This window comes from Imperialibacter sp. (assembly GCF_040222385.1).
Taxonomy (GTDB): Bacteria; Bacteroidota; Bacteroidia; order Cytophagales; family Cyclobacteriaceae; genus Imperialibacter.
Window position 1 is genome coordinate 597,183 of record NZ_JAVKDF010000023.1, and the last position, 24,778, is coordinate 621,960.

The 24,778-nt window shown below is 45.4% G+C and carries 18 protein-coding genes; 7 read left to right on the plus strand and 11 right to left on the minus strand.

Annotation, left to right across the window (positions count from 1 at the left end; translation table 11 throughout):
- Positions 1-65: 65 nt before the first annotated feature.
- The gene (locus RIG68_RS12985) at positions 66-455 is read right to left on the minus strand and encodes a DoxX family protein (RefSeq protein WP_350122753.1); all 390 of its coding nucleotides are present in this window, start codon (positions 453-455) and stop codon (positions 66-68) included.
- Between the two features lie 254 nt (positions 456-709).
- Between RIG68_RS12985 and RIG68_RS12990 the strand changes: the two genes are divergently transcribed.
- The 4 genes from RIG68_RS12990 to RIG68_RS13005 all read left to right on the plus strand — a co-directional run bounded on the left by RIG68_RS12990 (position 710) and on the right by RIG68_RS13005 (position 4,813).
- Positions 710-1,060, plus strand: coding sequence for a PadR family transcriptional regulator (locus RIG68_RS12990; RefSeq protein WP_350122756.1), 351 nt, complete (start codon positions 710-712; stop codon positions 1,058-1,060).
- Positions 1,053-3,737, plus strand: coding sequence for an ABC transporter permease (locus RIG68_RS12995; RefSeq protein ID WP_350122759.1), 2,685 nt, complete (start codon positions 1,053-1,055; stop codon positions 3,735-3,737). The genes RIG68_RS12990 and RIG68_RS12995 overlap by 8 nt, the downstream gene beginning before the upstream one ends.
- Positions 3,738-3,914: 177 nt before the next feature.
- Positions 3,915-4,373, plus strand: coding sequence for an Xre family toxin-antitoxin system antitoxin (locus tag RIG68_RS13000; protein WP_350122762.1), 459 nt, complete (start codon positions 3,915-3,917; stop codon positions 4,371-4,373).
- Positions 4,370-4,813 (plus strand): RES family NAD+ phosphorylase, encoded by a 444-nt coding sequence (locus RIG68_RS13005; protein WP_350122765.1) that lies wholly within the window; start codon positions 4,370-4,372, stop codon positions 4,811-4,813. The genes RIG68_RS13000 and RIG68_RS13005 overlap by 4 nt, the downstream gene beginning before the upstream one ends.
- Positions 4,814-4,946: 133 nt before the next feature.
- Here the strand turns inward: RIG68_RS13005 and RIG68_RS13010 are convergent, their stop codons facing one another.
- The 6 genes from RIG68_RS13010 to RIG68_RS13035 form a co-directional block, all read right to left on the minus strand.
- A complete protein-coding gene (locus RIG68_RS13010; RefSeq protein ID WP_350122768.1) occupies positions 4,947-6,518 on the minus strand; it encodes a RagB/SusD family nutrient uptake outer membrane protein in 1,572 nt (523 codons plus the stop codon).
- Positions 6,519-6,556: 38 nt separating this feature from the next.
- Positions 6,557-10,084, minus strand: coding sequence for a SusC/RagA family TonB-linked outer membrane protein (locus tag RIG68_RS13015; RefSeq protein WP_350122771.1), 3,528 nt, complete (start codon positions 10,082-10,084; stop codon positions 6,557-6,559).
- 73 nt (positions 10,085-10,157) lie between these two features.
- Positions 10,158-11,210 (minus strand): FecR family protein, encoded by a 1,053-nt coding sequence (locus tag RIG68_RS13020; protein WP_350122774.1) that lies wholly within the window; start codon positions 11,208-11,210, stop codon positions 10,158-10,160.
- Between the two features lie 142 nt (positions 11,211-11,352).
- Positions 11,353-11,979 (minus strand): RNA polymerase sigma factor, encoded by a 627-nt coding sequence (locus tag RIG68_RS13025; RefSeq protein WP_350122777.1) that lies wholly within the window; start codon positions 11,977-11,979, stop codon positions 11,353-11,355.
- A 464-nt stretch (positions 11,980-12,443) separates the two neighbouring features.
- Positions 12,444-12,764, minus strand: a complete 321-nt coding sequence (locus RIG68_RS13030) for a hypothetical protein (RefSeq protein ID WP_350122780.1) — start codon at positions 12,762-12,764, stop codon at positions 12,444-12,446.
- Positions 12,764-13,504: an N-acetylmuramoyl-L-alanine amidase gene (locus RIG68_RS13035; protein ID WP_350122783.1), complete on the minus strand. Its 741-nt coding sequence runs from the start codon at positions 13,502-13,504 to the stop codon at positions 12,764-12,766. The genes RIG68_RS13030 and RIG68_RS13035 overlap by 1 nt, the downstream gene beginning before the upstream one ends.
- A 187-nt stretch (positions 13,505-13,691) precedes the next feature.
- Between RIG68_RS13035 and RIG68_RS13040 the strand changes: the two genes are divergently transcribed.
- From RIG68_RS13040 to RIG68_RS13050, 3 genes are all read left to right on the plus strand, one after another.
- The gene (locus tag RIG68_RS13040) at positions 13,692-15,560 is read left to right on the plus strand and encodes a sensor histidine kinase (protein WP_350122786.1); all 1,869 of its coding nucleotides are present in this window, start codon (positions 13,692-13,694) and stop codon (positions 15,558-15,560) included.
- Positions 15,550-16,182 (plus strand): response regulator, encoded by a 633-nt coding sequence (locus RIG68_RS13045; protein ID WP_350122789.1) that lies wholly within the window; start codon positions 15,550-15,552, stop codon positions 16,180-16,182. Before RIG68_RS13040 ends, RIG68_RS13045 begins: the two co-directional genes overlap by 11 nt.
- A gap of 122 nt (positions 16,183-16,304) precedes the next feature.
- On the plus strand, positions 16,305-20,366 hold the full coding sequence (locus RIG68_RS13050) for a T9SS type A sorting domain-containing protein (RefSeq protein ID WP_350122792.1): 4,062 nt from the start codon (positions 16,305-16,307) through the stop codon (positions 20,364-20,366).
- Positions 20,367-20,381: 15 nt separating this feature from the next.
- Here the strand turns inward: RIG68_RS13050 and RIG68_RS13055 are convergent, their stop codons facing one another.
- The 4 genes from RIG68_RS13055 to RIG68_RS13070 all read right to left on the minus strand — a co-directional run bounded on the left by RIG68_RS13055 (position 20,382) and on the right by RIG68_RS13070 (position 24,720).
- On the minus strand, positions 20,382-22,001 hold the full coding sequence (locus RIG68_RS13055; RefSeq protein WP_350122795.1) for a mechanosensitive ion channel family protein: 1,620 nt from the start codon (positions 21,999-22,001) through the stop codon (positions 20,382-20,384).
- An 81-nt stretch (positions 22,002-22,082) separates the two neighbouring features.
- The gene (locus RIG68_RS13060; protein WP_151998277.1) at positions 22,083-22,583 is read right to left on the minus strand and encodes a hypothetical protein; all 501 of its coding nucleotides are present in this window, start codon (positions 22,581-22,583) and stop codon (positions 22,083-22,085) included.
- 7 nt (positions 22,584-22,590) lie between these two features.
- The gene (locus tag RIG68_RS13065; RefSeq protein ID WP_350122798.1) at positions 22,591-23,505 is read right to left on the minus strand and encodes a mechanosensitive ion channel family protein; all 915 of its coding nucleotides are present in this window, start codon (positions 23,503-23,505) and stop codon (positions 22,591-22,593) included.
- 12 nt (positions 23,506-23,517) lie between these two features.
- On the minus strand, positions 23,518-24,720 hold the full coding sequence (locus RIG68_RS13070; RefSeq protein ID WP_350122801.1) for an S-adenosylmethionine:tRNA ribosyltransferase-isomerase: 1,203 nt from the start codon (positions 24,718-24,720) through the stop codon (positions 23,518-23,520).
- Positions 24,721-24,778: the final 58 nt, after the last annotated feature.

Sequence of the window (24,778 nt, forward strand, 5' to 3'; positions counted from 1 at the left end):
TGGTGCAGGTAGGCCCGCACCATTAGTGAACTTGGATATTATGAACTCGTCAAATCTTTATTTTTTCAGGATACCCTGGTTTTGTGGTAGTATACATAGGAAACGACCAGCACCAGCAGGACAATTAAAGGCAGGTACACATGTTCCATGCTGCTGTCTACAGCCAGGTGGCCTATAATCGCTGAAAGTGTGGAAATGCCAAATCCTACATAGGCCCATTCTTTTAGTCGGTGAGGTAATTGCGGAACAATAAGGAGAACACCTCCAAGGATTTTTCCAATACCAAGCTCAATACGGAAAAAATCGGGGAAGCCAAGGTGAGCGATCCCCTCGATGGCTGGCTGTGTATTGAAAGCGATGGCACCCACGCCGTCGAACAGGACGAAGAGGCTGGTGAATACCCAAAAGATGACCTTGTCAGTTTTGGATGTTTTTTCTAATGTCAAAGAAGTCATGGTTGTTTCTTTTTTGATACGATACAAAGGTGCAGGGTTCCTGAGTGATAGTTGATGTGTAAAAACGGCAAGTTCGAGGGCTGAATGCGACACTGGTTAGCCAGGTACTTGTTACCGGGTACACCTTAGTAGCGTCCAAAGGAAAAACTGGTTGCTGCCCGGGGAGCCCATTAAAAAATATTACTACAATTAGGAAATTATCAAAAAAGTCTCTTGCTTTGAAATACTACATTTAGGAATTAATTATCGGGCAAATGAAGAAGTTTCAATTGGGTGAATTCGAAGAAGTAGTCATGCTCACAGTGGGCATTTTACATGGCGATGCCTACGGGGTGTCGATAAAGAAGGAAATAGAAGACAGACTTGGCCGCAACGTTAGCGTGGGTGCTTTGCAAACGGCGTTGAAACGGCTGGAGCAAAAAGGCTATCTGCAATCACATGATGGGGAGGCAACCCAGGAGAGAGCGGGCAGGCCGAAGCGTTATTTTCAGATTACAGCTCTCGGCAAAAAAGCCATGGAGTACATGCGAAGCACGAGAAATGAGCTTTGGAATGCCATACCGAAAGTAGCGCTGGATGTAAAGTTTATGAGCTTATATGAGTGAAAGAACGTCGCCACCAAAATTTTGGCACCGGTTCTTCCGGTGGTTTTGCCACCCAGATTTGCTGCCAGGGGTGGAGGGCGATTTGATGGAATTATACAGTGAGCGACTCGCAGCGTCGGGTCGCCGCAAAGCCAACGGTAGATTTATTATAGATGTCTTACTGCTTTTCCGGCCGGGCATTGTCCGGCCCGTGGAGGGCACTTACCAATTAAACAGTTACGGTATGTTGAGAAATTATTTAAAAGTTGGCGTGAGGAACATCCTTAAGCACAAGGCATTTTCCTTCATCAATGTGTTTGGGCTCGCAGTGGCCATGTCGGTATGTATGCTGGTGATACTCATGCTGGCCGACCAGTACAGCTACGATCAGTTTCATTCAAAAAAGAACAGAATTTATCGCATCCTTACCGACTCTAAAGATTTCCGGCAAGCGTATGCCACTTCACCTTATTCGCTGGCCGATGTGCTGCGTACTGAGTATCCATCAGTCGAAAATAGCACCCGGCTTATGCCTGGCGTAGGCGGCGATGTGATCTACGGAAAGAGGCTGCTGGAGATGCGGGGGTATTTCACCGAGCCTCAATTCTTCGAACTATTTGACTTCGACCTTCAGAAAGGCGATGAGAGATCTGCCTTGTCAGCCCCTAATACCATCGTCATTTCGAGTGAGCTTGCGGGTAATCTTTTCGGCAGCGAGGATCCTTTGGGCAAAGTGGTATCCTTCTCCGACAGACAATTACCATTTCCACTCGACCACGGTGCCGGTGGATCGGCGTCAGTTGAATGGGGCACCTTTACTGTTACCGGAGTTTTGGATGATAAGCCCTACAAATCCCACATAGCATTCGATGTGCTGATGTCGATGACCACCAGGCCAAGGCTCTATGCGGAAAAGAAGCTGGAGAACCTAACGGACAATTGGAAGCACTACTGGAGGAACTATACTTACCTGTTGCTCGACCAGTCAAAGACCGAGGCTGATATGCAGGCCGAGTTACTAGCGCTTGGCGCCAGCAAGTACAAGGACATGGAAGATGAGGACAAAAGGAATATCATATTCAAGGGTCAGCGAATGGCTGATATCGCCATGGGGTTGGAAAACAATGATACCAACTATCGGCTGCCGGCTTTTGGCTACTACTTTTTGGGTTTGTTATCGATGGTCGTGCTGATCTGCGCCTGTCTCAACTACATGAATCTTTCCATTGCCAGGGCTACAACACGGGCCAAGGAAATAGGCGTACGAAAAACCAACGGTGCCCACCGTGGAAATCTCGTCCTTCAGTTTTTAACTGAGTCGGTATTGATGGCTTTGCTCTCTTTGGGTTTTGCCTGGCTATTGCTCATGGTTTTTCTCAAGCCAGCTTTCATGAACCTCTGGCTCAATCAGTACTTCAATTTTGACTTCCAGGCAAGTGTCTGGGTTTATTTGATTTTCCTGGGTTTTGCCCTGCTCATAGGCATCTTTGCTGGTGTTTACCCGGCTTTTATTATGGCATCGTACCAGCCTGTGAAGGTACTGAAAAACAACGCAGTCGGCGGCAGGGGAAAACTAGGGTTGAGAAAATTACTGAGTATTTCACAATTCGTCATCTCGCTTCTTTTCATAGTCACATCCATCCTCATTTTCAGGCAGTTTAAGCACTTTATCGATTTCGAGTATGGCTTCACAACTAAAAATGTCGTCAATATCGAGCTTCAGGGAGTTGATGATCAGCTGATAAAGAATGAGATGAAAGCAATACCCGGTGTGGCGTCGGTATCGGCTTGCGACATTATACCTGCTGGTGGTACCAACAATAATTTCACGTTGAGAAAACAGGGAACCGAAGATGAGTATACCCAATTTGGGAGTCTGCGTACCGATGAAGATTTCATAGAAACACTGGACATCAAATTGATAGCAGGCAGGTCGCTGCCCGCTGAACGGCAGGGGCTGGATAAGTATATATTAGTCAACGAGGCCGCTGTGAAGGCAATGGGTTTCGGCCATCCCTCGGAAATAGTTGGGCAGCTATTTGAGATGGAATGGGGTAAAAACACGCTGGAAGTGGTTGGGGTTGTCGAAGACTTTCAGTTCAAAGTCCTTGTCAACGAGGACAAAATATCTCCGCTTGCCATGCGTGGAGGCCTGGATCAGTACGGTTTCCTGAATGTGAAACTCGTATCGGACGATTTGATGGGTACCGTAGACAAACTGAGGGCCAAATGGGAGTCTGTTGATCCTGTACACCCGTTTAAATACCGTTTTTTCGATGAGCAGCTGGCCAACACCCACCAGGCCATTTTCGATATCGTATCGATTCTCGGCTTTATTGCCTTTTTGTCCATCATGATTGCCTGCCTTGGGCTGCTGGGTATGGCTACCTACTCAGCCGAACGGCGCACCAAAGAGGTTGGAATTCGTAAAGTGATGGGTGCACCGGAGTTGACGATTGCTTTTTTGCTCAGCAAAGAGCTTTTCTGGATGCTGATCATTTCAGTGAGCATCTCGGCTCCGCTGAGCTACTTTCTGAACAATCTGTGGCTTCAGTACCTGCCCAACAGAGTTGAGTTTGGCTTTGGTACGGTCTTTATCGGTTCCAGTGTGTTACTGGTTATGGGGCTGCTCACGATTGGCTCCCAAACTTTCAGGGCATCGAAAAGAAATCCGGTGGATGCATTGAGAATGGAATAGGATACCGAAGCCAACTAGTCATGCACCGCCCCAGCGGGCAATCGATTTTCTCCGATGGGACTGATCACAATTGGTACGCAGACCCTGAGGGGGTCGAAAAGGAATCGAGTAGAGGCATTAAGAATGGAAAAGGAAAAAATTCTTACTATTTCGGAAAAAATTCCATATCTTCGTGGTATGAAAAAATACAACGTGGATAAGTTGGAGAGAAAGATGATGCTTGAAGAGCCAGAGGTCATCTACCAGCGGCTTCGGCCCAGGGTGTCAAGTAGTACCACTTTGGCTTTTGAGGCGCTGGAAGGGGTTTCGGCCACCATCTTTAACGACGTTGTAGGGCTTTTTGGCCATCATGACTACCTCGCTGAAGTAGTTGAGCTGAACCCCAAAACTATCCATAAATACCAGGCGCAGCATATTAAATTTAGTCCTGCCAAAAGTGAGCTGATGCTGAAACTGGTAGGGCTCTATAGAAAGGGTGTTGATACCTTTGGAAGGAGGGAGTCATTCCTTAGCTGGCTTTCCAAGCCTGCCTTTGGCATCGATAATCGTACTCCCTTTGATCTCATCAAGACTTCTGATGGCATCGACCTAATCAGCGAAGAGTTGGATCGAATTCAGCAGGGTGACACTGCATGAGGGTTTTCAGGATTACGTTGGCCAAATTTAGTACTAGTTTATACCCTTCAGGATTTGCGGCCAGGTGGAATTCTAAAGGCACTTTTGTTATCTACTCGGCCGAATCTCGTTCGCTGGCTTGTCTGGAGAACTTGGTTCACAGGAGCGGTGAAGGACTTGATGCCGGATTTCGAGTAATGAGTATAGACATACCTGACGACCTTGCTATCGATAGGGTGGTTTTGAATGACTTGCCCGTCAACTGGAAAGAGTTTTCCCAACAAGTATCGACAAGGATTATCGGCGACAAATGGGTGACAAATGGTACGGCTGCAGTGCTCAAGGTTCCATCGGCTCTTATTCTCCAGGAGTTTAACTACATTTTAAATCCCAACCACAGGGAGTTTACCAGGATTAAGCTCATTAGTTCTGATGAGTTTTCCTTCGATAGAAGGCTTTAGCGGGTTTGGGCCTTCAATTGCCGCAGGGCTTGAGTCGACCCATGAAAAGGGTTTGAATATTGCGGAGACTTGACAAAAAAACTCCCCGATTGCAAACCCTACGAAAGCAACCGGGGAGTGTGAGCATTCAGATTTAATTATATCCAGGGTTTTGAGGAGCTAAATCTGGGTTATTCACTATTTCCTGTATTGGTATAGGGAACAAAAGATGCTTGGCTTGCAGGGCCTGGTTGGAGCTTAAATTGACATGGCCAACAAAGTTGTCAAATCCACCAGTGGTTTCATTGAACACTTTTTGTAGTCTGACCATGTCAAACCAGGTGATCCCTTCGTAACAGAACTCATACCAGCGCTCTTTCCAAACAGCCTCTCTGAAAGAAGATTGGGTGAGGGTGCCGAGCAGTGGCGTAGCCAACCCAGCACGGTCTCTGATGGCTTTAAGCGCATCGTAAGCTGCAAGCGAAGGGCCTGCGACTTCGTTCTGAGCTTCGGCATATATCAGCAGCACCTCGGCATAGCGAATCATAGGCACATTCAGGTTGTCCGTCCTGGTTCCTGCCACCCTTACTGAATCCCCTTCTTCGTTGACCGTTACGGTGCCGTTAGCTCTCGTATTGAAATGTTTGAAGATGTAAGGGGCACCAAGATCAAAGGGTTTTCCGTTACCGTTGATATAGTAGGTGGTATAGAAATAACCTTGTTGATTCACTGCCCGAATATCCCCATCTTCATAAGATTCATAGAATGAAAGCGTGGGAACACTGCTGCCAGTGCCTGAGGGTCCACGATAAGTAACCGGCTTGAAGTTTGGGAACATATTGCCCATTGGGTTATCAGCTACCAGGTTATTGTACTGCAAGCTGAAGATATGCTCTTTCGTGTTGCCAAGGGTTTCGTCGTGTACTTCGGCATAGGTATCAAAAAGCTCGATTGTTCCAGCATTGTCTATTACCTCCTTTGCCTTTCTTGCTGCCAAGTCATAATGCGTAGCACCTTTGTCCAGCGGTTTACCGGCCATGGTTAAATACACTTTGGATAGCATTGATTTAACAGCAGATGTAGACACTCTGCCAGTTCCATCAGTCCATGGCAGCTCCGCTGATTCAGCGGCAATCAGATCCGCCACAATTTGGTCGTATACCGCCTGCTGTGAAGCACGAATAGGGTAGAAATCTGGCGACACAGCCGTTTGTGGTGAAGTAATCAATGGCACATCTCCCCATAATCTCACGGCATAGAAGTACGCCCAGGCCCTGAGAAACCGGGCCTCGCCAAGAATTCTATTTTTCTGGCCTTCATCCATAGGGTCTATTGCTGGCACTCTGTCCAGTACCAGATTGGCCTGTGCAATCACACGATAGAGTCCTCTCCACCAGTTGAGGATATGACCAGTATTGCCATCCCAGGTGAGGGAGTAAAGATTGTTCAAGTCGGAATTTTGAGCAGTTTCAGTAGTCGAGGTACCGGTAGGCCCCTCGAGCAGTTGCCAGTTCGACGAGAATATCCCGGCTCCATCGCCAAAAAAACGAGCATCCGCATACACTGCGGCAATAGCAGCTTCTGCGTGGGCCGGTATCGTATAGAAGCTTTCGGGAGTCAGGTTAGACGGATCCTCTTCATCGAGGAAGTCGGAGCAGCCAGTCCATAGTAGCAGTGTGCCACTGAGGACGATTTTTGCGATATTTTTGAATATGTTATGATTCATGATAGTTAAATTTTTTGGTTCAAAAAACATGACATAGACTAGAGTCCGATCTGAATTCCCATCGTCCACACCGTGGGCTTAGGATATTCGTGCCATTTCATACCCTGAGAGAATACATTGTTGCCATCGTTACCACGAATCGGAGTGATTTCAGGATCTCCTATAACTTCATCGCTCACTATCAGGAAAAAGTTTTGTGTTGATGCATAAATTCTCAGGTTACTTAGCTTGATTCTCTCGACGGCGGCTGTAGGCAATGAATAGCCAATCAGCAGGTTTCTACCCCGAATGAACGAACCATCCTGAACCCAGTGCGTGTCAACATTGGTTACATAGCCAGCACGAGTATCTCTTATCTGAGCAATCATGGTATTTTGATTTTCTGGCGTCCAGGCGTTCAGCACGGTGCGGTAGCTGTTAGCCAACGTCTGACGATCCTCGCTGGAGTGAAGGTTCATGTCCATGATGTCGTTGCCGTACATAAACTGCACATCAAATGTGAGGTCGAAGTTTCCGAAACGGACATTGTTGATGAATGAACCCCAGCCCTTGGGGCTACCATTGCCAATGATCATACGGTCGGCATCTGTTATCGCTTTGTCTCCGTTCACATCTTCGTATTTGATGTCACCTGGCAACATGGTCAAACCGTTCCGGTAGCTGGTAAACTCCGCAGCTTCCGCAGCTTCATCGGTACCCCAAACGCCCAGCCTGTTTAGCCCCCAATAAGCACCTGCTGGTTCGCCTTCACGAATGATACTTGTTTGGTTGGTGATACCAGGCCCTCCAACTCCAAAGATGTCTGAACGGGTGGCAAGCTCAAGTACTTTATTCCTGTTGAATGAAATATTAAACGATGTGCTCCAGGAGAACCTGCTGAGTTCAACATTGATGGTGTTCAACCCGAGTTCTATGCCTTTATTTTCCATCGATCCCACATTTCGTCTGATCGTTGCATAGCCACTTGTTTGTGGTACGGGGGCATCCAGCAGCATGTCTGTGGTTTTCCTATAGTAGAAATCGGCTTCGAAGTTTAGCCTTCCTTTAAACAAGCCCAGTTCCATGCCAAGGTCTGCTTGAGATGTTCTCTCCCATCTTAAATCGGGGTTAGCCAGGCGATTAATTCCCGTACCGCTTACTCTGTTGTTATTGAAAATGGTAGCATAATTTGAACTAAGCAACGACAATGAAGAATAGGCTGGAATTTCGGAGTTGCCGGTAAGTCCATAGCTTGTACGAACCTTCAAATTCGAAACAACAGGAAGGTTCTGCATAAATCCTTCCTCAGTAAGTTTCCATGCCACAGCGGCTGAAGGGAAAAACGAGTACTTATTGTTGTCTCCAAACTTGGATGAACCATCTGCTCTGCCGGTAAAGGTGAACAAATACTTATTCATTAAGGTATAGTTGAAGCGCCCGAAGTAGGAGTTTAGGGCTTCTCGGCTGGCTCCAGACCCGACAAGGATATTTTGGCTTCCTGATCCAAGGTTATTGTAGGAGAAATAGTCGGTTGAGAAGTTTCTGGCTTCTGAATTCTGATTGAAGGTTTTAGACTCTTGCCATGACAAACCAAGCATGCCTGTGAATGCATGAACCTCAGCAAAGGTTTTGGTATAGGTCAGGTAGTTTTCGAATGACCAGAAATCGTCCTGTCCCTGAGTAAGCCACGCCCTACCCTGAGAGCCTAACTGAATGGTTCTTCCTTCGTAGCGCTGCTCACTTTGCTGCACAACGTTGGTACCCAATACGCTGCGTAAAACCAGCCCCTCCGCCAGTGTAATATTCGTGAAGGCACTTCCAAGAAGCGTTTGGGTTCCGATGAGGTATTCTCTTTCCATTAAATTATGAACCGAGCTCATTGTACCTTCAGCAAAAGGATAATCCCTGTTGTCGGCGTAGGTTCCATCTGGGTAGTACACGGGCAGAAAAGGGAAATCTTCCACCATGCGTCGGGGAACCTGATCGCTGAAGTCGACATTGTTTTCTTTCTGATAGTTGTAGTTTAGGTTGGCACCTACGGTTAACCATTTTTTAACCTTTGTTTCCAGCGAAAGGCGGCCTGAGTATCTTGTCATAAAAGACGTTTTGTACAGACCCTGATCGTCTCTGTAGCCCATCGAAAACGAATAGGTGGTGCGGTCATCTCCTCCACTAAAATTCAATTGATGACTCTGCGAAAGTTTGCTTTGGGTCGTTTCTTTGATCCAATCGGTATCGTAATAGGGATTACCATTGGCATCAAAAAGACGAGGGTCAGTCCGCTTTAGCGCCGGATTTAGTGATGCCCACCTTCCAGCAGCCCAGCCGGCCGGGTCAAACTTTTCCATGTTAGCCCAAGACAAATCTTCCACTGCCAGATACTCAGCAGTATTTAATACTTCTGGCTTATTTGGTCCGTAGGTATTAACGCTGAAGATTCCATCGTAGGTAATTTTGCCTTCGCCAGACTTGCCCTTTTTTGTCGTAATAAGGATAACCCCATTGGCACCCCTGGCACCGTAAATAGCTGTCGAGGAAGCGTCTTTTAACACTTCTACAGAAACGATATCGCTGGGGTTAATATAATCAATGGCGGAGCTGCGTTGTGTTTGATTGCCTACAGGCAACTGCACTCCGTCCACTACATATAGTGGGTTATTGGAAGAGTTGATAGAACTGAAGCCACGAACTCTTACGTTCGATTTCCCACCTGGGCGGCCTGAGTTGATGTTTACCTGCACGCCAGGTATTCTGCCAGCAATGGCCTGGTTAAGGGAAGGTGCCGGGCGCTGCTGAAGTTGATCTGTGTTTACAGAACCAACGGAGCCGGTTAGATCCGACCTTTTTTGCGTACCGTAACCAATCACTACAATTTCATCCAGGCTGGTCACGTCTTCTTTCATGGCAAAGTTGATGGTGCTTCTGCCTGCAATAGGTACTTCCACCGTTACGAAACCAATCGATGAAAAAACAAGGGTGGTTACTTCATCGGCAATCGTAAGGCGATACTGACCGTCCATGTCAGTAGTGGTGCCAGTTGTAGTTCCCTTGGCCAGTACAGTTACGCCCGGTAGCCCTTCTCCGGTCTTGTCATCTGTTACTCTGCCAGAAACGGTTTGTTCTCTTAAAACTGGAATTTTTGGTAGCTGGTATGAATTGATCTTGGCAATTGAAGCGTAGAGTGGCCCTCTATCAAGTGAGGTGGTAAACCCCGCTGCCTTTTGACTTTCAATTTTCTTGGGGGTATTGTCTTTTACGATCAGGTAGTATTTATCATCCAGCTTGCGAAAGTTGAGCTTTAAGGGCTCCAGCAAAGTGCTCAGCGCATCCTGCAGGTCTTCCTGATCGAAATCAGACAGATCGCCAGAAACTTTTGCATCTCTGACCATTTGCGTTTCGTAGTGAAACGATACCTGGTGCTTCTTTTCCAGGTGTTCGAGCGCTTCTTCGACAGTATATGTGTTGGATAAGCTGGCATCTGCCGACAACAACAGGTCGTCGACAGGTTGCCCAATTCCACTGTGGTAGAGTAGGAGTAGAAAAGTAAATCCTACCGAGTACATAAATTTTTTCGTAGAGATTTTCATAAGTTTTGCAGTTTAATTTCCTTGGTACTGGTTCGATTGTCGATTGTTCTGGACTGGTTTTCCATAGGCAGCTTTAGTTTAGAGTAACGGTTCCGTTGCGGCGCTCAAGTTTCAGGTCAAACAGGCCTGAGAGTGCCATTAAAATGACTTCAGGGTCAGGATTTTTGAATGTTCCTGTATAATGCCTTTCAGCAATCCCTGGTTTTTTCAGCTTTATTCGCATCCCATAATTGTCTTCCAGCACGTGAATAATTTCGCCAACAGGGGTGTCTTCGAAAATGAGTTCATTCTCTTTCCAGGCGGTGGCAACATTTACTTTCGCTTGCTCCCTGGTTGCGGTTTTCTGACCTGAGGTATATGTGATTTTTTCGCCCGGCAGCATGGTAATCGGCCGTACACTGTCGGTCTTTGTTAGCTTTATCTGTACCTGCCCCTCCGTCAGCACCACCTTTGTGCTCGCTCTTCTGGTGTTAACATTGAATTCGGTGCCTAGTACCTCTACTTCAAGGTCAGCAGTTTCAACGGTAAACTTTATCCTGTCACCTTTTGGGGAGGCGTGCTTGCTGATCTTGAAAAAGGCTTCACCATCAATCTCGACTTTTCTGATGTCGTTAGAAAAACCATCGGCTTCGTAGGTAAGGGTAGAGTTGGCGTTCAAAGTCACCACCGATCCATCGGGCAATTCAATCGTCTGGTTTTCGCCATATTTTGTCTGAAAAGACACAGTTGTGTCTCCTATCAGGCTGATGTACTGCTGACTGACCCCGGCTGCAATTAGAATTAAGACAATAGATGCGGCCAAGTAGTACCATTTGGAGGAAATTGACCGCACCCGGCCACCTATTGGTGCCGAAGCCATTGTCTGGCTCTGATCATATATATCAGACTCGGATGTTTTTTCAATTTGAGTCCAAATTGTTTCAAAATCGGAGGAGGGCAATTCATAGTTTACCCTTGGAAGTTTTTTGAGGAAAATTTTCGCCTCTTCAATCAATTCTTTCTTTTCGGGGTTCGACGAAACATACTGCTGCCAGTGTGCCTCGGCTTTGGGGTCGTTTTGAAGCACCCACTTTCTAAAGGAATTGTCTACGATTAGGTCTTCTACGGTATTAAAGGTAGGGTTCATAAATATTTGCTTTATGACTACGTTTAATACTAAAAGGAGGCAAAAATGGAATCTCTACCTTTTTCGGTGAAATTAATTTCGTCCACTAGAATTTTGGACAGCAACTCAGGTTATTTTGAGGGAGTTTTGCAGCGGAACTCGCTTAATTCAATAGTGACAGGCCAAGCAGGATGTGGACTATGTGAATAATAACTTGCCTGGGTAAGAGTGCCTTTCGCAGGGCCTTAATGGCCTTCCATGTAATGGTGTATAGGTAGTTGGCGTCAATTTCCAAAATTTCTGCAACCTCGTCTCTGCTTAGGTTTTCAAAAAAAATTAACTGAATAACCTCCTGCTGCTTTTTTGGTAAGGCTTGCACCGACTGCATAATTTTCTTCCGGCTCAATGCATTATTTTTTTCAACTGTTTCTGAAAATTCGAAAAATACCTCAGTCCCGTCTGTATCTAAAAAATGCTCCTGGCTCGACATTTGGCGTGCAATTTTTTTTTCTTCGTAAACAATTTTTCGCCGGAGTGCCTTGTACAGGTAGTACTTAATTGAGGATGTCTTGCTGAGCGTTGCGTGGTTTTTGAGTAACTCTAAAAATAGGTCTTGAATGCAATCTTTGACCAAGTCTTTGTTTTGGGTGACGTGCATGCCGTAGTTGAACAGTAGTCGGGCATAGGCAGAGTAGATTGATTTAAGTGCCGTTTTGTCTCCATACCGAACTAACTGATCCCAGAGATGGGACTCACCGCTATACTCGTTAATAGTGACGAACTGAGACATACTTTAGCTGGTTGAGGCAAATGAACGCTTAGCAATACGGTCAATAAGTATTGACGAGATACATTGTCCGCCTTTGTGAACTAATATCTCCGAAATACTTCGATCTATTAATTTGTGGGCGTTAACACCATTTTCAATCAATATTACTAAACCGGTCAAATACCGACCAATAAAGTACGTTATGATAATGTTATTTCATAGTGCTTTTAAGTTTTTCTAACAGAAAATTAGAAATGTATAGAATGCGAGTTTGCTGATTTGTCTACCGAAAAAGTATGACATATTGCTACAGCTGACAAAAAATGACGACTAAATTGATAATAAGTTAATAGTCATGCGGCTTTGATAATTTTTTCTAATAGAGTAAGAAAGCATTATTCTGTTCCGATTTCATGTGATACGAGGGAGGCTTAATTTTGCTTGTCGAAACGATGCGACCAAGGTTGGTTTGGCGAACAATTCACTCAGTCAATAGAAATTTCTTCCACTAACTCTTTGTGAATGGCTTTTTTTTCAAACCGCTTGAGGACGGCCCTGGCTCGGTCTGGAACATAGGCTGTTTCGTAGTCATCTCCCGTAAAGCTCTTGATGTTTTCGAGACTTTCGAAATACATGACAGTTGTGAATTCTATTTCACCGTCGACCAAGCGCTTCATCACTTCCATCTTTCTGAAGCCGGGTATTTTCTTTGCCTTGATGCCAGGAATGACCTCATTAAGCAAAATGGTCTGATAGGCCATTTCGTTTTCCAGAGTAGTCCAGCCGTGCCAGATACGTGCGATCACTATTTAAGGAAAGTTAAGTCGTATTCCGTTTTTAGCTTTTCCCTGAGGTCTGACATGAACTTTGGCCCCGGATCAGGCTTGTCGTGTGGCTTGTACGACTCGTCGACAGCCAGAAACAGCTTGTAATGAGGCAGTGTGGTATCGTTGTACTCGTGGTGGCCTACCATGTACTCGAGGCCCGGGTTTCTTTCTTTCAATAGAGAGATCAGCCTTGCGTTGCTCTCCAATTGAACAGGAGTGAGATCAGATGCGTCTTTGGCAATATTTTCAATGCCAATGGAGACATGATTGAAGCCGATTGCGTGCCGGGCAATCACAGTGTCGGGCACAAGCTTGTAGATGCTGCCGTCTTTGTCCACAATATAGTGAATGCCCACATTCATCTGACTAAACTTGCTGATGTTGGTGCGGCTCGATTCGATGGAGTCTTTTTGAAAGTACTCGACCGTTTCTGCCAGTGTCGGAATAACTGTAAAGTGCACCAATACTATTTTCGGGCTGTCCAGCTTGTAGCTGGCCACACCGTAGTTTTCCAAGCAGTATTGCCTGGTCAGTTCAAGCTTGGTAGCGTTGAGGGTGGGGATGGTGTCGACTTTGATATCAACAGTACTGATGGCTTTCTTTTCGTGCTGACCGGAAGCATTGTCACAATTCGAAATCAACGAAACCAAAACCAGAAGAATGAAAAACAGTGATGATTTACTGTTGATCGAAAGTACTCTAGTTAAATAATCATCCATTTTCAAAGGCAACTTTTTTGAACGGACAAGTTGTGAAAATCTAATGAATTTATAGAAAGACTGCGTTGAAATTCATTTTTTCTTCCTGAAGACTTCATTGTCAGCATACTTTTGGCGATAGCAACGCTACTATACTCCTTTGTTTGTATTTCTTATTCCCAAAAGAACCCCTTAGTTTGTTCGGGTAATGGCAGCCTTTCTGAGAACGACTCTTTTGATTATTGTGACGCTCGTGTGTGCGGTGAAGTCGGTTAGCCAGCCAATAGATGCAGCTATTTGCAAAGAAGATACATTTCCCTTCATTAACAGCTATATCGAAATCTTTAAGGCTGATACTTTGGTAACCCTTGACTCAGTATTGCAACAAAGGGGAAATTTTAGGCCAATGGGTGAGGCCTCGGTGATTTTCTGGGGATATGACCCATATTTTTATTGGTACAGGTTCTCCGTCGAAAATAAAGATTCTGTGGACAAAGAACTGTTTTTCTTTATGGGACAGCTCGGCGTCAGAGATGCCGAACTCTTTCAAAATCACCAGGGCACCTTAAAATCCCTTGGCCATACTGGCTATTCTCATCCTTTTGAGAGCCGACCTTACTTACATTCCCACTACCTCTATCCAATTATAATCCCGGCCAACTCCGTTGACTCCTTTTATCTTCGCTTAGATGAGAGCCATGCCTATAAGACATTTGCATTCGCACTTTTTCACCCGAGAGCTATGAAAAAAAGGGAGAATAAGTTCTATTTCTTATTTGGCATTATGATAGGGCTATTGTTATTGTTTCTGATTTTTAACTTTTACTTGTTTTTAAATAATCGAGAAAAAATACACTTCTGGTACACCATATATATCGCTGCGCAAATATTTCTACTCTTAAAACATGAAGGTTTGGATCAGGAATTTTTTGGGCTAGACTCCGAACTGGGTTACAGAGCCACCTCTATGGCGAGTTCTGGGGCCATTGCAATTGTACTCTTAATGCATGTTGTCCAGTTGTTCATTGGCGGCATCTCAAGGGATGACTATGTTTTCAAAGCAGTGTCTATTGTGAAATGGTCGTTACTGACGATGACTTTTGTGCAGTGGCTTGTTTTTTTGGTGGAGCCTTCCAACCTCGTTGAGGTTTTTGTTGTAAAGACAACCAACGCAACAACATTTGTGGGGCTCCTAACAATACTCATCTATAGCACATACGGTATATACAAAGGGTTTAAGCCTGGATGGCTAATTCTGGCGGGACTGGGCATCTTCCTCTTCGGTGGCATTGAGCGAATCCTGTTCCTTACGTCAGACTCGTATTTACTTCCCCCCTCTCTTTTTGAAATTGGGATCGTTGTTGAAACCATGGTCATCTCATTTGGCCTTATGTATCGCTACCAGAGGCACGAAATTGAGAAGAACAAGATTGCGGCGCAGCTTCAAAAGCAGAAGGTGGTGCAGGTAAAAAGGATCATTAGTGCGCAAGAAGAAGAAAGAAAGCGAATTGCAGAAGATCTTCACGACGATTTGGGTAGCAATTTGGCTGTTATAAAACTGAACCTTCAGTCGCTGGAGTCGGACGAAGGACAAAAATCTTCGCTTATGCAGTTGTTGGACGATACCTCAGCGCATGTAAGGCAGGTTTCACATAATCTTATGCCGCCGGAGTTTGCTAACACCAGTCTTAAGGATGTGATAGCCGCCTACGTGCAACAGTTGAATGAAGATTCAAGGGTAAGCTTTGCTTTTTACCAAAAGGGAGGGAGCAAGTATTTTGGAAAAGATGAGGAGTTGATGATCTACCGGATCGTGATGGAACTCACTAACAACATTCTGAAACATGCTGAGGCTACTGAAGCAACTATTCAACTTTTTTATCACGATGAGTCCTTCGAGATGGTTGTGGAGGACAATGGCAAAGGCTTTTCCGATGGGTCAGGAAACGGAATCGGCCTGAAAAGCATTCAGTCGAGGGTGCAGTACCTTCAAGGTGAGTTGGCCATTGACTCCAATAAGGCCGGAACTACTATAATTGTTTCTATTCCACTTAAATCAAGACAAAATGACAGCTAAAGTGAGAATCGTTATTGCTGATGATCATTTGTTGTTTATTGATGGTCTGAGGTTAATGCTAACAAAGGAGCCCGACCTGGAGGTGGTGGGCACCGCTACCGGCGGGAAACAGTTACAGTCGCTGTTGAGAGATACGCAAGTGGATGTAGTATTGATGGATATTAATATGCCTGGCATGAATGGACTTGAAGTGACACGGGAAATCAACTCTTGGAATCCCCTTGTTAAGATTGTAATGCTTTCCACCTACGGAGAGGACTATATGATACAGAAGGCTCGGGAATACGGCGCACGTGGTTACTTGCTTAAAACCAGCCCCAGAGAAAGGCTGGTGGAGGCAATAAGAAAGGTTGCTTTTGGGGAAACGGTGTTCCCTTCACGCAGGCCTGACCACACAGCCAGCTTTACTGAAGACGAAAGTTTTGTGAAGCAGTTTAATCTCACGAGGAGGGAAATGGAGATTATTCAGCACATTAAGCAAGGAATGACCACAAAGGAGATGGCCGATCAGCTTAACCTGAGTCAGTTTACCATAAAAACGCATCGTAAAAACATTGCCTCCAAGCTCGGACTCAAGAACTTTGCCTCCATGATGAAGTTCATTATTGATAATAATATTTGATGCTAGTTAAAAGCCAAAAGGAGGCGTTTTTTTTAATTTTCTCAAGGTGAAAAATACTCATAAAGGAGTATAGGTTAGGGGTGGTGAGATGGTCTTCTTTGTACACCACCAGTGACTACTTTATGAAGAAGCTCATCACGCTTGCTCTTACGATCTTGTTTAGCTACAGCTTAACTTCCGCCCAACAGTTTCTGCCACACGATTTGCTGGATGACAGCAAGTTTATCTACTACCCGGACAAGGCAATTTCCTTTGATGTTGATGCAGATGGGGATAGCGATTTGATAGTGTATGAGACGACCGTACTAACTCCAAGACTGCTGTTGTTCAGAAACGACGGAGCGGGAAATTTTCTTGATGCAGATGCCATCTCCCTGTTGCCGGACACACCAGTAGATATAGACTATGGCGATATTAATGGTGATGGCAAAAAGGATGTTTTTGTTAACATGGCGAGTAATGGGCTCAGGTGGTATGAAAATGACGGAGCCGGAAACTTTACGGAAAATACTATCCAAGAGCAGGCAGGAAGTAGTTATTGGAACACGGCAAGGTTAGGTGATATCGACGACGACGGTGACCTTGACATCATGGGGCCCGGGATGTGGATCAAAAATACCGATGGCTTAGGATCTTTTAATGAGCAGGTTGTGGTCAATTCGATTTATGACTTAGTTAATAACCCTGGTAACAGCGGTATTATCAATAATGTTCGAAATGTGTCTAACATGATTCTGGAGGACTTAAATGGCGATGGCCTCATAGACGTTCTTTACTCTTCTTCGTTAATTTACGTGCAGCTTTTCTCAGGAAATTTGGATGGATTTGACGAGCCTGACACCATCGCATACACCTTTCAGGGATCATCGAAAGTTGAATTTGCTACAGCCGATCTTAACAATGATACTTTTGTTGATTTAGTTATCGGGCAAAGTTCTGGGTCAAGTGGGAGCGCCATGTGGCTGCGAAACAATGCTAACGCTTCTTATTCTGAGATCGTCCTGAATAATTTCGGAACAGCAGCTATCAGCATTGGTGACTTCAACGGCGATGATTTTTTAGACCTGGCAGCTATTCAATCAAGTGAAGTAACGGGATTTACTGATAACAGGATTTCCGTTTTCGAAAACAATCAAAATGAAACGTTTACAAGGAAAAACACCTTTGGATTGGCACCTTACACTAGTGCAAATATTCTAGCTGACGATTTCAACAATGATGGATTAGACGACCTGATTTTGACTTCTTCACAACTCAAAGTAGTTCATTATAGAAACGTTGCTGATTGGAAGTTTGATGAACCAGTGTATTTATCCAATACTTCCTATCAAACCACTCAGATGCTGAACGTAGATTTGAATAATGATGGGGTGAAGGACATTTTGATGGCCTCTTATGAAGATCAGAATATCTCGTGGGTAGAAGGGCTTGGAGATGGAGTTTACGGAGAGCAGATTATTCTGACTGACACGATCAGCAAGGTGCTCGATGTTGGCTTTGCAGATATCGATGGAGATGAATTGGAAGATATCGTCTATATAAATTCTGTTGACCTCGGGTGGCTCAAAAACTTGGATAACGGCGAGTTTGAAATTCAGGACTTGATTATTTCTGATCGCTCAGGAGGGCTCTCCCTGGTCGGTCCTGGCAATTCAAGCAATATATTTGATATAGTAGAACTGGACGACGACGGTTTGCCAAATATCCTTTTTACACAGTATTACCTCAATGCTATTCGGGCTCACAATATTGACTCAGATGGTACTATTGCCAGTTACAAGTCACTATCGACAAATGTCGATAACGTGTCGTCGGCCACGTTTGGAGACCTGGATGGGGATGACGATTTAGACGTGCTGGCAACCGCTGACGGAACCGATGAGGTAGTTGTTTTTAAAAACACTGATGGCGTTTTTGCCGAAAGCAGCCGACATTCGGTTTCAACTGTGAACCAGCTTCGGGCTGTAGCAGCAACAGATTTAGATGGAGACGGAGATCTTGATATTTTGACTGGTAGTCCCAGCTGGTTTGAGAACACGGACGGTGCCGGGACTTTCGGGCTCGAAATAGTGCTCCCTAATGAAGGAATACTGCAAGGTGAAGAGGTAAAGGCTGGTGACCTTGATGGAGATGGTGACATGGACTTTGCTATCACCTACTCTTCTGGGATCAAAGTGTATATAAACGATGGAGAGGAAGTTTTTACTCACTTTGACATCAAATCAGATGGTAGCAATTCTGCTAACCAACTGGAAATAGTGGATGTAAACGACGACGGCACACCCGATATTTTATCCGCCGACGTATTCATGCCACGATGGTATGAAGTGTGTTTTCCGACAACTGCAGAATACTCGGAGGAGGCCTGCGAGAGTCTAACTATCAATGGTGAAACCTTCACCGAGAGTGGCGAGTTTATGCAATTGCTTACCAATAAGGCAGGATGTGATAGTACTCTCACACTTCACATAACCATCAATCCAGTATTTGTCAGAGAACAAACCGTCAATCTGTGTGATGGTGAAACTTTCGAGTTTGGTTCTCAAAACCTAACAATGGAGGGAGAGTACACGGAGCTCTTTCAGACGGTACATGGTTGTGATAGTACGGTCACCGTTAACCTGATGGTACGTCCCACATTCAACGAAACAGCGGCAGTTGCTATTTGCAATGGAGAAACCTATCTATTCGGTTCGCAAAGCCTAACATCGGCCGGAGAATTCACGGAGCTATTTCAGTCACAATACGGGTGTGATAGCACTGTCATGCTCAATCTTAAAGTCAACCCTATTTTTAACGAGTCGGCTACAGCTTCCATCTGCGAAGGTGATACTTACACATTTGGCACCCAAAGCCTCACTGTTACAGGAGAGTATACCGAGCTTTTTCAATCGGCCAGTAGTTGCGATAGCACAGTTGTTCTCAACCTGAAAGTGAATCCGATTTTTACGGAGACAGCAATTGCTACCATTTGCGAAGGTGAAACCTATCTATTCGGTTCGCAAAGCCTAACATCGGCCGGAGAATACACAGAACTCTTTCAGTCGCTCAGCAACTGTGATAGCACCGTCGTGTTAAGTTTAAAGGTAAATCAAATGTTTTCGGAGTCGACGACTGCGACGATCTGTCAGGGTGAAACTTTTGTATTTGGCTCGCAAAGCCTCGATAGCCAGGGAGACTATACTGAGTTGTTTCAGTCCGCTAGTGGCTGCGATAGTACAGTTGTGCTAACCCTGAATGTCAACCCAGTTTTCAGTCAAACACATTCAGCATCCATTTGTGCTGGTGAAAACTTTGCGTTTGGCGTACAAAACCTCACAACAACGGGGGAGTACACAGAACTGTTTCAGTCTGCAAATGGCTGCGACAGTACTGTTGTGCTCAATTTGAGCGTCAATCCTGCATCAACCGAATCTGTTACTGCCAATATTTGCATTGGCGAAACATATTCATTTGGGTCACAAATCCTTTCGTCGCCAGGTAACTATACTCAATTATTCAAAACCACTCAAGGGTGCGACAGTACAGTCGTACTTTCGCTAGCAATGGCTTCTGTCACGGAGGAGACTCAGGCAATATCGATTTGCGAAGGGGAGGTGTACATTTTTGGCTCACAAAGTCTGGAAATAGCAGGCGATTACTCTGAGGTATTCACGGCTCAGTCGGGTTGTGATTCTTTGGTCAATCTAAATCTCGAAATTCTATCGCTAAATAACGAAATAACAATAACCGGAAAGAAGCTAACTGCGACAGAGTCCAATGCTCAGTACCAGTGGTTTAAGTGCATTGAAGGTGGACTGGAGAAAATCGACGGTCAGGTAGGACAGCTGTTGACAGTGAGCGAAAGCGGAGAGTACGCAGTAAGTATTACCAAAAATGGATGCGAGACCATGTCAGAATGCATTTTTGCAGAAGCGACTTCTGTTCTCTCTGAATTGGCAAAGGACGAAATTTCGGTATTCCCAATTCCCGTTGGCAACCTGCTTCATGTGTCGCTTGGGGTCAATTACTCTGCGCTGTCAATAAGCATTTACGACATGGCCGGAAAGCTGGTGGAAAATCGAAAGTTTGAAAATCAGAATAAGCTAACAATGGCAACGGACAGGCTTCGCAGGGGTGTATACCAATTAATTATCGTCCTGGATGATCAAATTTACTATCAGGAATCAATCATTAAAGAATAATAGGTTATCTACAGTCTATTTTTCATTTTTTTGTGAACCAAAATACCCCCGCATCCTCTCCCCGACCTTCTCCACTTCATAAGTCGGTGACAGGCTCGGTTTGCCGGGCATGTTTTCGATGTGAAGCGTTTGCGTAGGGAAGGCGAAGTTGATTCCCAGGTGTTCGGCCAGCTTCATTATCTCCAGGTTGATTTCATGGCGGCCCTGTAGCTCTTCTGACCAGGTGGGCACCTCAAAGAACATATAGAACATGATGTTCAGACTGGAAGGGCCGAACTCGTTGAAGCTAACCTCTATGTAGTCCTTTCGTGTCGTCGGGTGAGTTTTCACTATTTCCTTCAGCCCTTCCACAAACGTTTCGATAAGTGGTGGTGGCGTGTCGTAGGTAATACTCAGTTTGGTGTAATAACGTCGGTACACTCTCAGCCCATGGTTATCGATCATGGCATCGGCAAGTTTCCCATTTGGAACATACATCAGCGAATTCCGAAAGGTTCTGATCCTCGTTGAACGGAAGCCTACTTCTTCCACGGAGCCATCGATGTCGCCTGACGTGATCCAGTCACCTATCTGAAAGGGCTTGTCGATGAAGATCATCAGCGAGCCAAACAGGTTCTTGATCGTGTCCTGAGCTGCAAGGGCAAATGCCAAGCCTCCAATGGAGAGACCAGTTAACAGCGGAAGTATGGGAATATTGAGGTTGTCGAGGATGAAAAGGCCTCCAACCAGCACAACAAATATTTTTAATGCTCTTCTTACCAGCGGCACCAGCTGGTCATCCAACGTACTCTTTGTTTTTAGTGCCAAACGCTGCAGGTACACACAAAGGATTTCCACCAGATGATAAAAAACCATAGTACCAAAGAAGGGCAGAGCAGCTTTTACGCCCATTACCACATACTGCATAGTTCCTGGGGGCAACTGCAACACCGGAATGAAAATGAATAGCAGCAGGAATACAACAAATAAACTCACAGGCCTGGCCACGGGCAAAATATATTCATCGGCCAGCCGTTCGTAGCCCGCCCGAAGCAAGGCCTGCATGATGATTTTTTCAAACAAAAAGGTCAGCAGCTTGTGAATGAGTACACAGCCGAGGATCAGGACAAGAATGCCTACCAATTGCCACACATGCAGGCCCATATATTTTTTTGTTCCGAGCTTGGGCAGCAGGTTGAGTAGCTTGTCGGTGCCAAATGGGAAGACTTTTTCGTGAAGTTTGCCAATCTCTCTTACCGATTTTTCGGATAGCAACCACTTGTCATTGTACTTTTCCAGGTAAATGTTCGGGTAGTCTTTCACCAGCACGTACCGTTTTTGCCTGGAGACGGTGTCGGTGTAGTCAGGGTCGTTAGGTAAATCTTCGAGGTAGATAAAATGCCCCTCGCCATCCAGCACCTGCTTTAATTGCACAACGACCTCCTGGGCCTCTTCGCTGCCTCTAAGGGTCTGCTTAACAATGCCTGCCGCTAGCTCAGGATAATAAGAATCTTCCTGCAGATAGCGTAGAAAGGTGTAGATGCTTTGATAAGGTGTCTTGAAAGAAACTGAATCGGAGATTGGGTTGTCGGCCGACTGAGCCGTTGTTGAAGTATAAAGAAGAACACTGAGAACTATAAGAAAGAGCTTCCGCATGGTGCCTGGTTTCGAAATGAATTGGCAAAATTAAACAATGTGACAAAAAATGCCTTAGAAAATGTCGATTTGAGGTATTTGCTAGTTCTCTTCGGGCAAGGAGGTTCTGATCCAGTTGCTAAGAATGAGCGCCATAATCACTGATTGGAGGAAGGTGACCCAGAAAAACCGCTCGTGAACCAGCGGAGCAAATTGATTTTGCATGTAGAGCATGCCTTCCAAACTACCCGGAGATATGCCCGGGCTAGCAAGGAACCCGACAATAAAGTAAAAGCCAATGATAGCGATGAACCTTCTTTTTCGGCCCCAGCGCTGCAAGGTTTTGCTGATAGAAAAAAAGACGATGCCAATCAGAAACCCCCTTACCAACTCGATGGGAAAAAGCTTTTCCCCTATCAAGGCCCATTCTTCTGGCTCTCCGGGAGTGGCCAGGTAGCCCTTTAGCGGCGAGGCCTCGTTGTTGTAGAGGTCACGAAGGAGGAAGTAGTAGCCTGCCGTTGCCGCTACAGCATAGGAGACCAGATGTGCAACGACAGTTTTTCCAACAAAAATGGCTTGCGATTTCAAGGGTTGTGGAGTCATAATAAGGTCAATTCAGTTTTGATTGAATTTGTTCCACTGTAACGGGAGAAGTCTTGATGTGCAAATCTCTTTGGGGGAATGGAATTTCGATATTGTGTTCTGTAAACTTCTTAAATATTTCAAAATAGAGTTCGCTTTTTAGCACCCTGGGCTTTTCAATGTGGGTGGATGTCCAAACGCCAAGGTAGAAGTTTAAGGAGCTGTCGCCAAATTCATCAAACATGACTGTAGGAGGAGGGCTTTTGAGCACATATTGGTTTTTGTCGGCCACTTCCAAAAGGATCTTTTTTACTTTCTCAGGATCTTCTTTATAGCTTACACCCACAGGAAACAGGAACCTCACATTTCTGTCGGAATGACTCCAGTTGATCACCGTGCCTGAAATGAACTCGGAGTTGGGTACAATCACCGAAATGTTGTCGTTGGTGATGATGGTGGTGGCCCTCGCATTGATGCTGATGACGTCGCCCGCTATATCGCCCACCTCAATTCGGTCGCCTACTTTAATAGGCCTTTCGAAAAGAATGATGAGGCCTGAAATGAAGTTGTTGGTAATGTTTTGCAAGCCAAAACCGATACCAACACCCAGCGCACCAGCCAAAATGCTCAACGAGCTCAGGTCGATGCCTGCCGACTGAAAGATGACGATAAAGCCTATGACCAGAATGCCGAACCTCACCAGGGTAGCCACTGACTGCAGCATGCCCTTTTCCATAGCGGTGTTTTTGAGCAGCTTGTTAACTACCAGCCTCATCAGCCACCGGCTTGCGATCACAAGTACAGAGACCGATACAAGGAGATAGAATATATGCCCCAGGTCTATTTGGCTATCCCCAAAGGAGAAGAGCGGTGTTTGTAATAATTCATTGAAACTTGCCCACCAGCCTTTGATACTTTCTCCCACCTTGTCAGCTTTTTCCATGGTTTAAATTGACTAATTCCCGGGAATTAACAAAGAAGAATCCCCGTAGCTCAGAAACCGGTAACCGTTGCCAAGCGCTTCGTTGTATATCTTTCGCCAATCGTGGCCTACAAATGCTGCGACCAGCAGAATCAGCGTAGAGTTGGGTTGATGAAAGTTGGTAATCAGCCCGTTCACCAATTTGAATTTGTAGCCTGGGAAAATGAAAATCTCTGTTGAGCCCGTCAATTCATCAACACCCAACGCATCCATTCTGTTTAATATATTCATGATGCTTTCTTTTGACGAAAGCAACGAAGCCTGTTGGTCATACGGCAAGAGCTTGGGTATAAGGAAGTCAGCGTCTGGATTGCGATCCAGCATCACCCCATACCAGTAGGTGCTTTCGAGTGTGCGCATGGAAGTGGTGCCAACGGCTACGTTGAATCTTTCCGGCACTAAAAGTTGCTCAAGGTTCTCTCTTCTGATAATGACTTGCTCAGAATGCATCACATGCTCTTCGGCGGTGGTTGTTTTTATCGGCTGAAAGGTACCTGCGCTGACATGGAGCGTCAGAAAGTTGGTAATAATCCCTTTGCCACGCAGTTGTTGTATGACTTCATCCGTAAAATGAAGACCCGCTGTGGGAGCCGCCACGGCGCCATCTTTCTCACCATAAACAGTTTGATAAGTTTTTTTGTCGTTCTCTATTGCCTCACGATGCAGATAGGGCGGCAGTGGAGTTTTGCCAATGGCGTCCACCACGTCTACAAAACGGGCAGCGGATTTATCCCAGCTTAGTTGCACTTCGTCAGTGCCCAGCCGTTTTACCTCAACTTTCACCGTGGCTCCTTCGAGTTCGATGTTTCTTTCAAGGACACCTTCTTTCCAGCGTTTGGCGTTGCCGATCATGCATTTCCAAACCACAGGGCTCTTGGCCTCCATCGCCACAGAAATGACAGGCGACGGCAAAGTTGGTTGAAGCAAGAAGATTTCTATTACAGCGCCCGTAGGTTTCTGAAAGGCAAGTCGGGCGGGGATTACTTTGGTATTGTTAAAGTAGAGAGAGGTGTTTTCAGGAAGCAGACTGGGAATGCTTTTAAAGCGAAGGTGCTCAATGCTCCCTTTGTTGTAAAAAAGTAGCTTTGATGCCGATCTGTCTTCCAGAGGAAATTTAGCTATTCTTTCGTCTGGTAGATCATAAGTATATTCGGAAACGTTAATTTGAGGAGACATTGACCTTTTTTGGCAAAAATAGACCAAATACGGCCATAGTCTGTAACAAAAAGCTACA

What these genes read in the sequence shown, in the direction of transcription:
- RIG68_RS12985 (WP_350122753.1), bottom strand. Translation starts at nt 455, where the DNA reads ATGACTTCTTTGACATTAGAAAAAACATCCAAAACTGACAAGGTCATC.
- RIG68_RS12990 (WP_350122756.1), top strand. Translation starts at nt 710, where the DNA reads ATGAAGAAGTTTCAATTGGGTGAATTCGAAGAAGTAGTCATGCTCACA.
- RIG68_RS12995 (WP_350122759.1), top strand. Translation starts at nt 1,053, where the DNA reads ATGAGTGAAAGAACGTCGCCACCAAAATTTTGGCACCGGTTCTTCCGG.
- RIG68_RS13000 (WP_350122762.1), top strand. Translation starts at nt 3,915, where the DNA reads ATGAAAAAATACAACGTGGATAAGTTGGAGAGAAAGATGATGCTTGAA.
- RIG68_RS13005 (WP_350122765.1), top strand. Translation starts at nt 4,370, where the DNA reads ATGAGGGTTTTCAGGATTACGTTGGCCAAATTTAGTACTAGTTTATAC.
- RIG68_RS13010 (WP_350122768.1), bottom strand. Translation starts at nt 6,518, where the DNA reads ATGAATCATAACATATTCAAAAATATCGCAAAAATCGTCCTCAGTGGC.
- RIG68_RS13015 (WP_350122771.1), bottom strand. Translation starts at nt 10,084, where the DNA reads ATGAAAATCTCTACGAAAAAATTTATGTACTCGGTAGGATTTACTTTT.
- RIG68_RS13020 (WP_350122774.1), bottom strand. Translation starts at nt 11,210, where the DNA reads ATGAACCCTACCTTTAATACCGTAGAAGACCTAATCGTAGACAATTCC.
- RIG68_RS13025 (WP_350122777.1), bottom strand. Translation starts at nt 11,979, where the DNA reads ATGTCTCAGTTCGTCACTATTAACGAGTATAGCGGTGAGTCCCATCTC.
- RIG68_RS13035 (WP_350122783.1), bottom strand. Translation starts at nt 13,504, where the DNA reads ATGGATGATTATTTAACTAGAGTACTTTCGATCAACAGTAAATCATCA.
- RIG68_RS13040 (WP_350122786.1), top strand. Translation starts at nt 13,692, where the DNA reads ATGGCAGCCTTTCTGAGAACGACTCTTTTGATTATTGTGACGCTCGTG.
- RIG68_RS13045 (WP_350122789.1), top strand. Translation starts at nt 15,550, where the DNA reads ATGACAGCTAAAGTGAGAATCGTTATTGCTGATGATCATTTGTTGTTT.
- RIG68_RS13050 (WP_350122792.1), top strand. Translation starts at nt 16,305, where the DNA reads ATGAAGAAGCTCATCACGCTTGCTCTTACGATCTTGTTTAGCTACAGC.
- RIG68_RS13055 (WP_350122795.1), bottom strand. Translation starts at nt 22,001, where the DNA reads ATGCGGAAGCTCTTTCTTATAGTTCTCAGTGTTCTTCTTTATACTTCA.
- RIG68_RS13060 (WP_151998277.1), bottom strand. Translation starts at nt 22,583, where the DNA reads ATGACTCCACAACCCTTGAAATCGCAAGCCATTTTTGTTGGAAAAACT.
- RIG68_RS13065 (WP_350122798.1), bottom strand. Translation starts at nt 23,505, where the DNA reads ATGGAAAAAGCTGACAAGGTGGGAGAAAGTATCAAAGGCTGGTGGGCA.
- RIG68_RS13070 (WP_350122801.1), bottom strand. Translation starts at nt 24,720, where the DNA reads ATGTCTCCTCAAATTAACGTTTCCGAATATACTTATGATCTACCAGAC.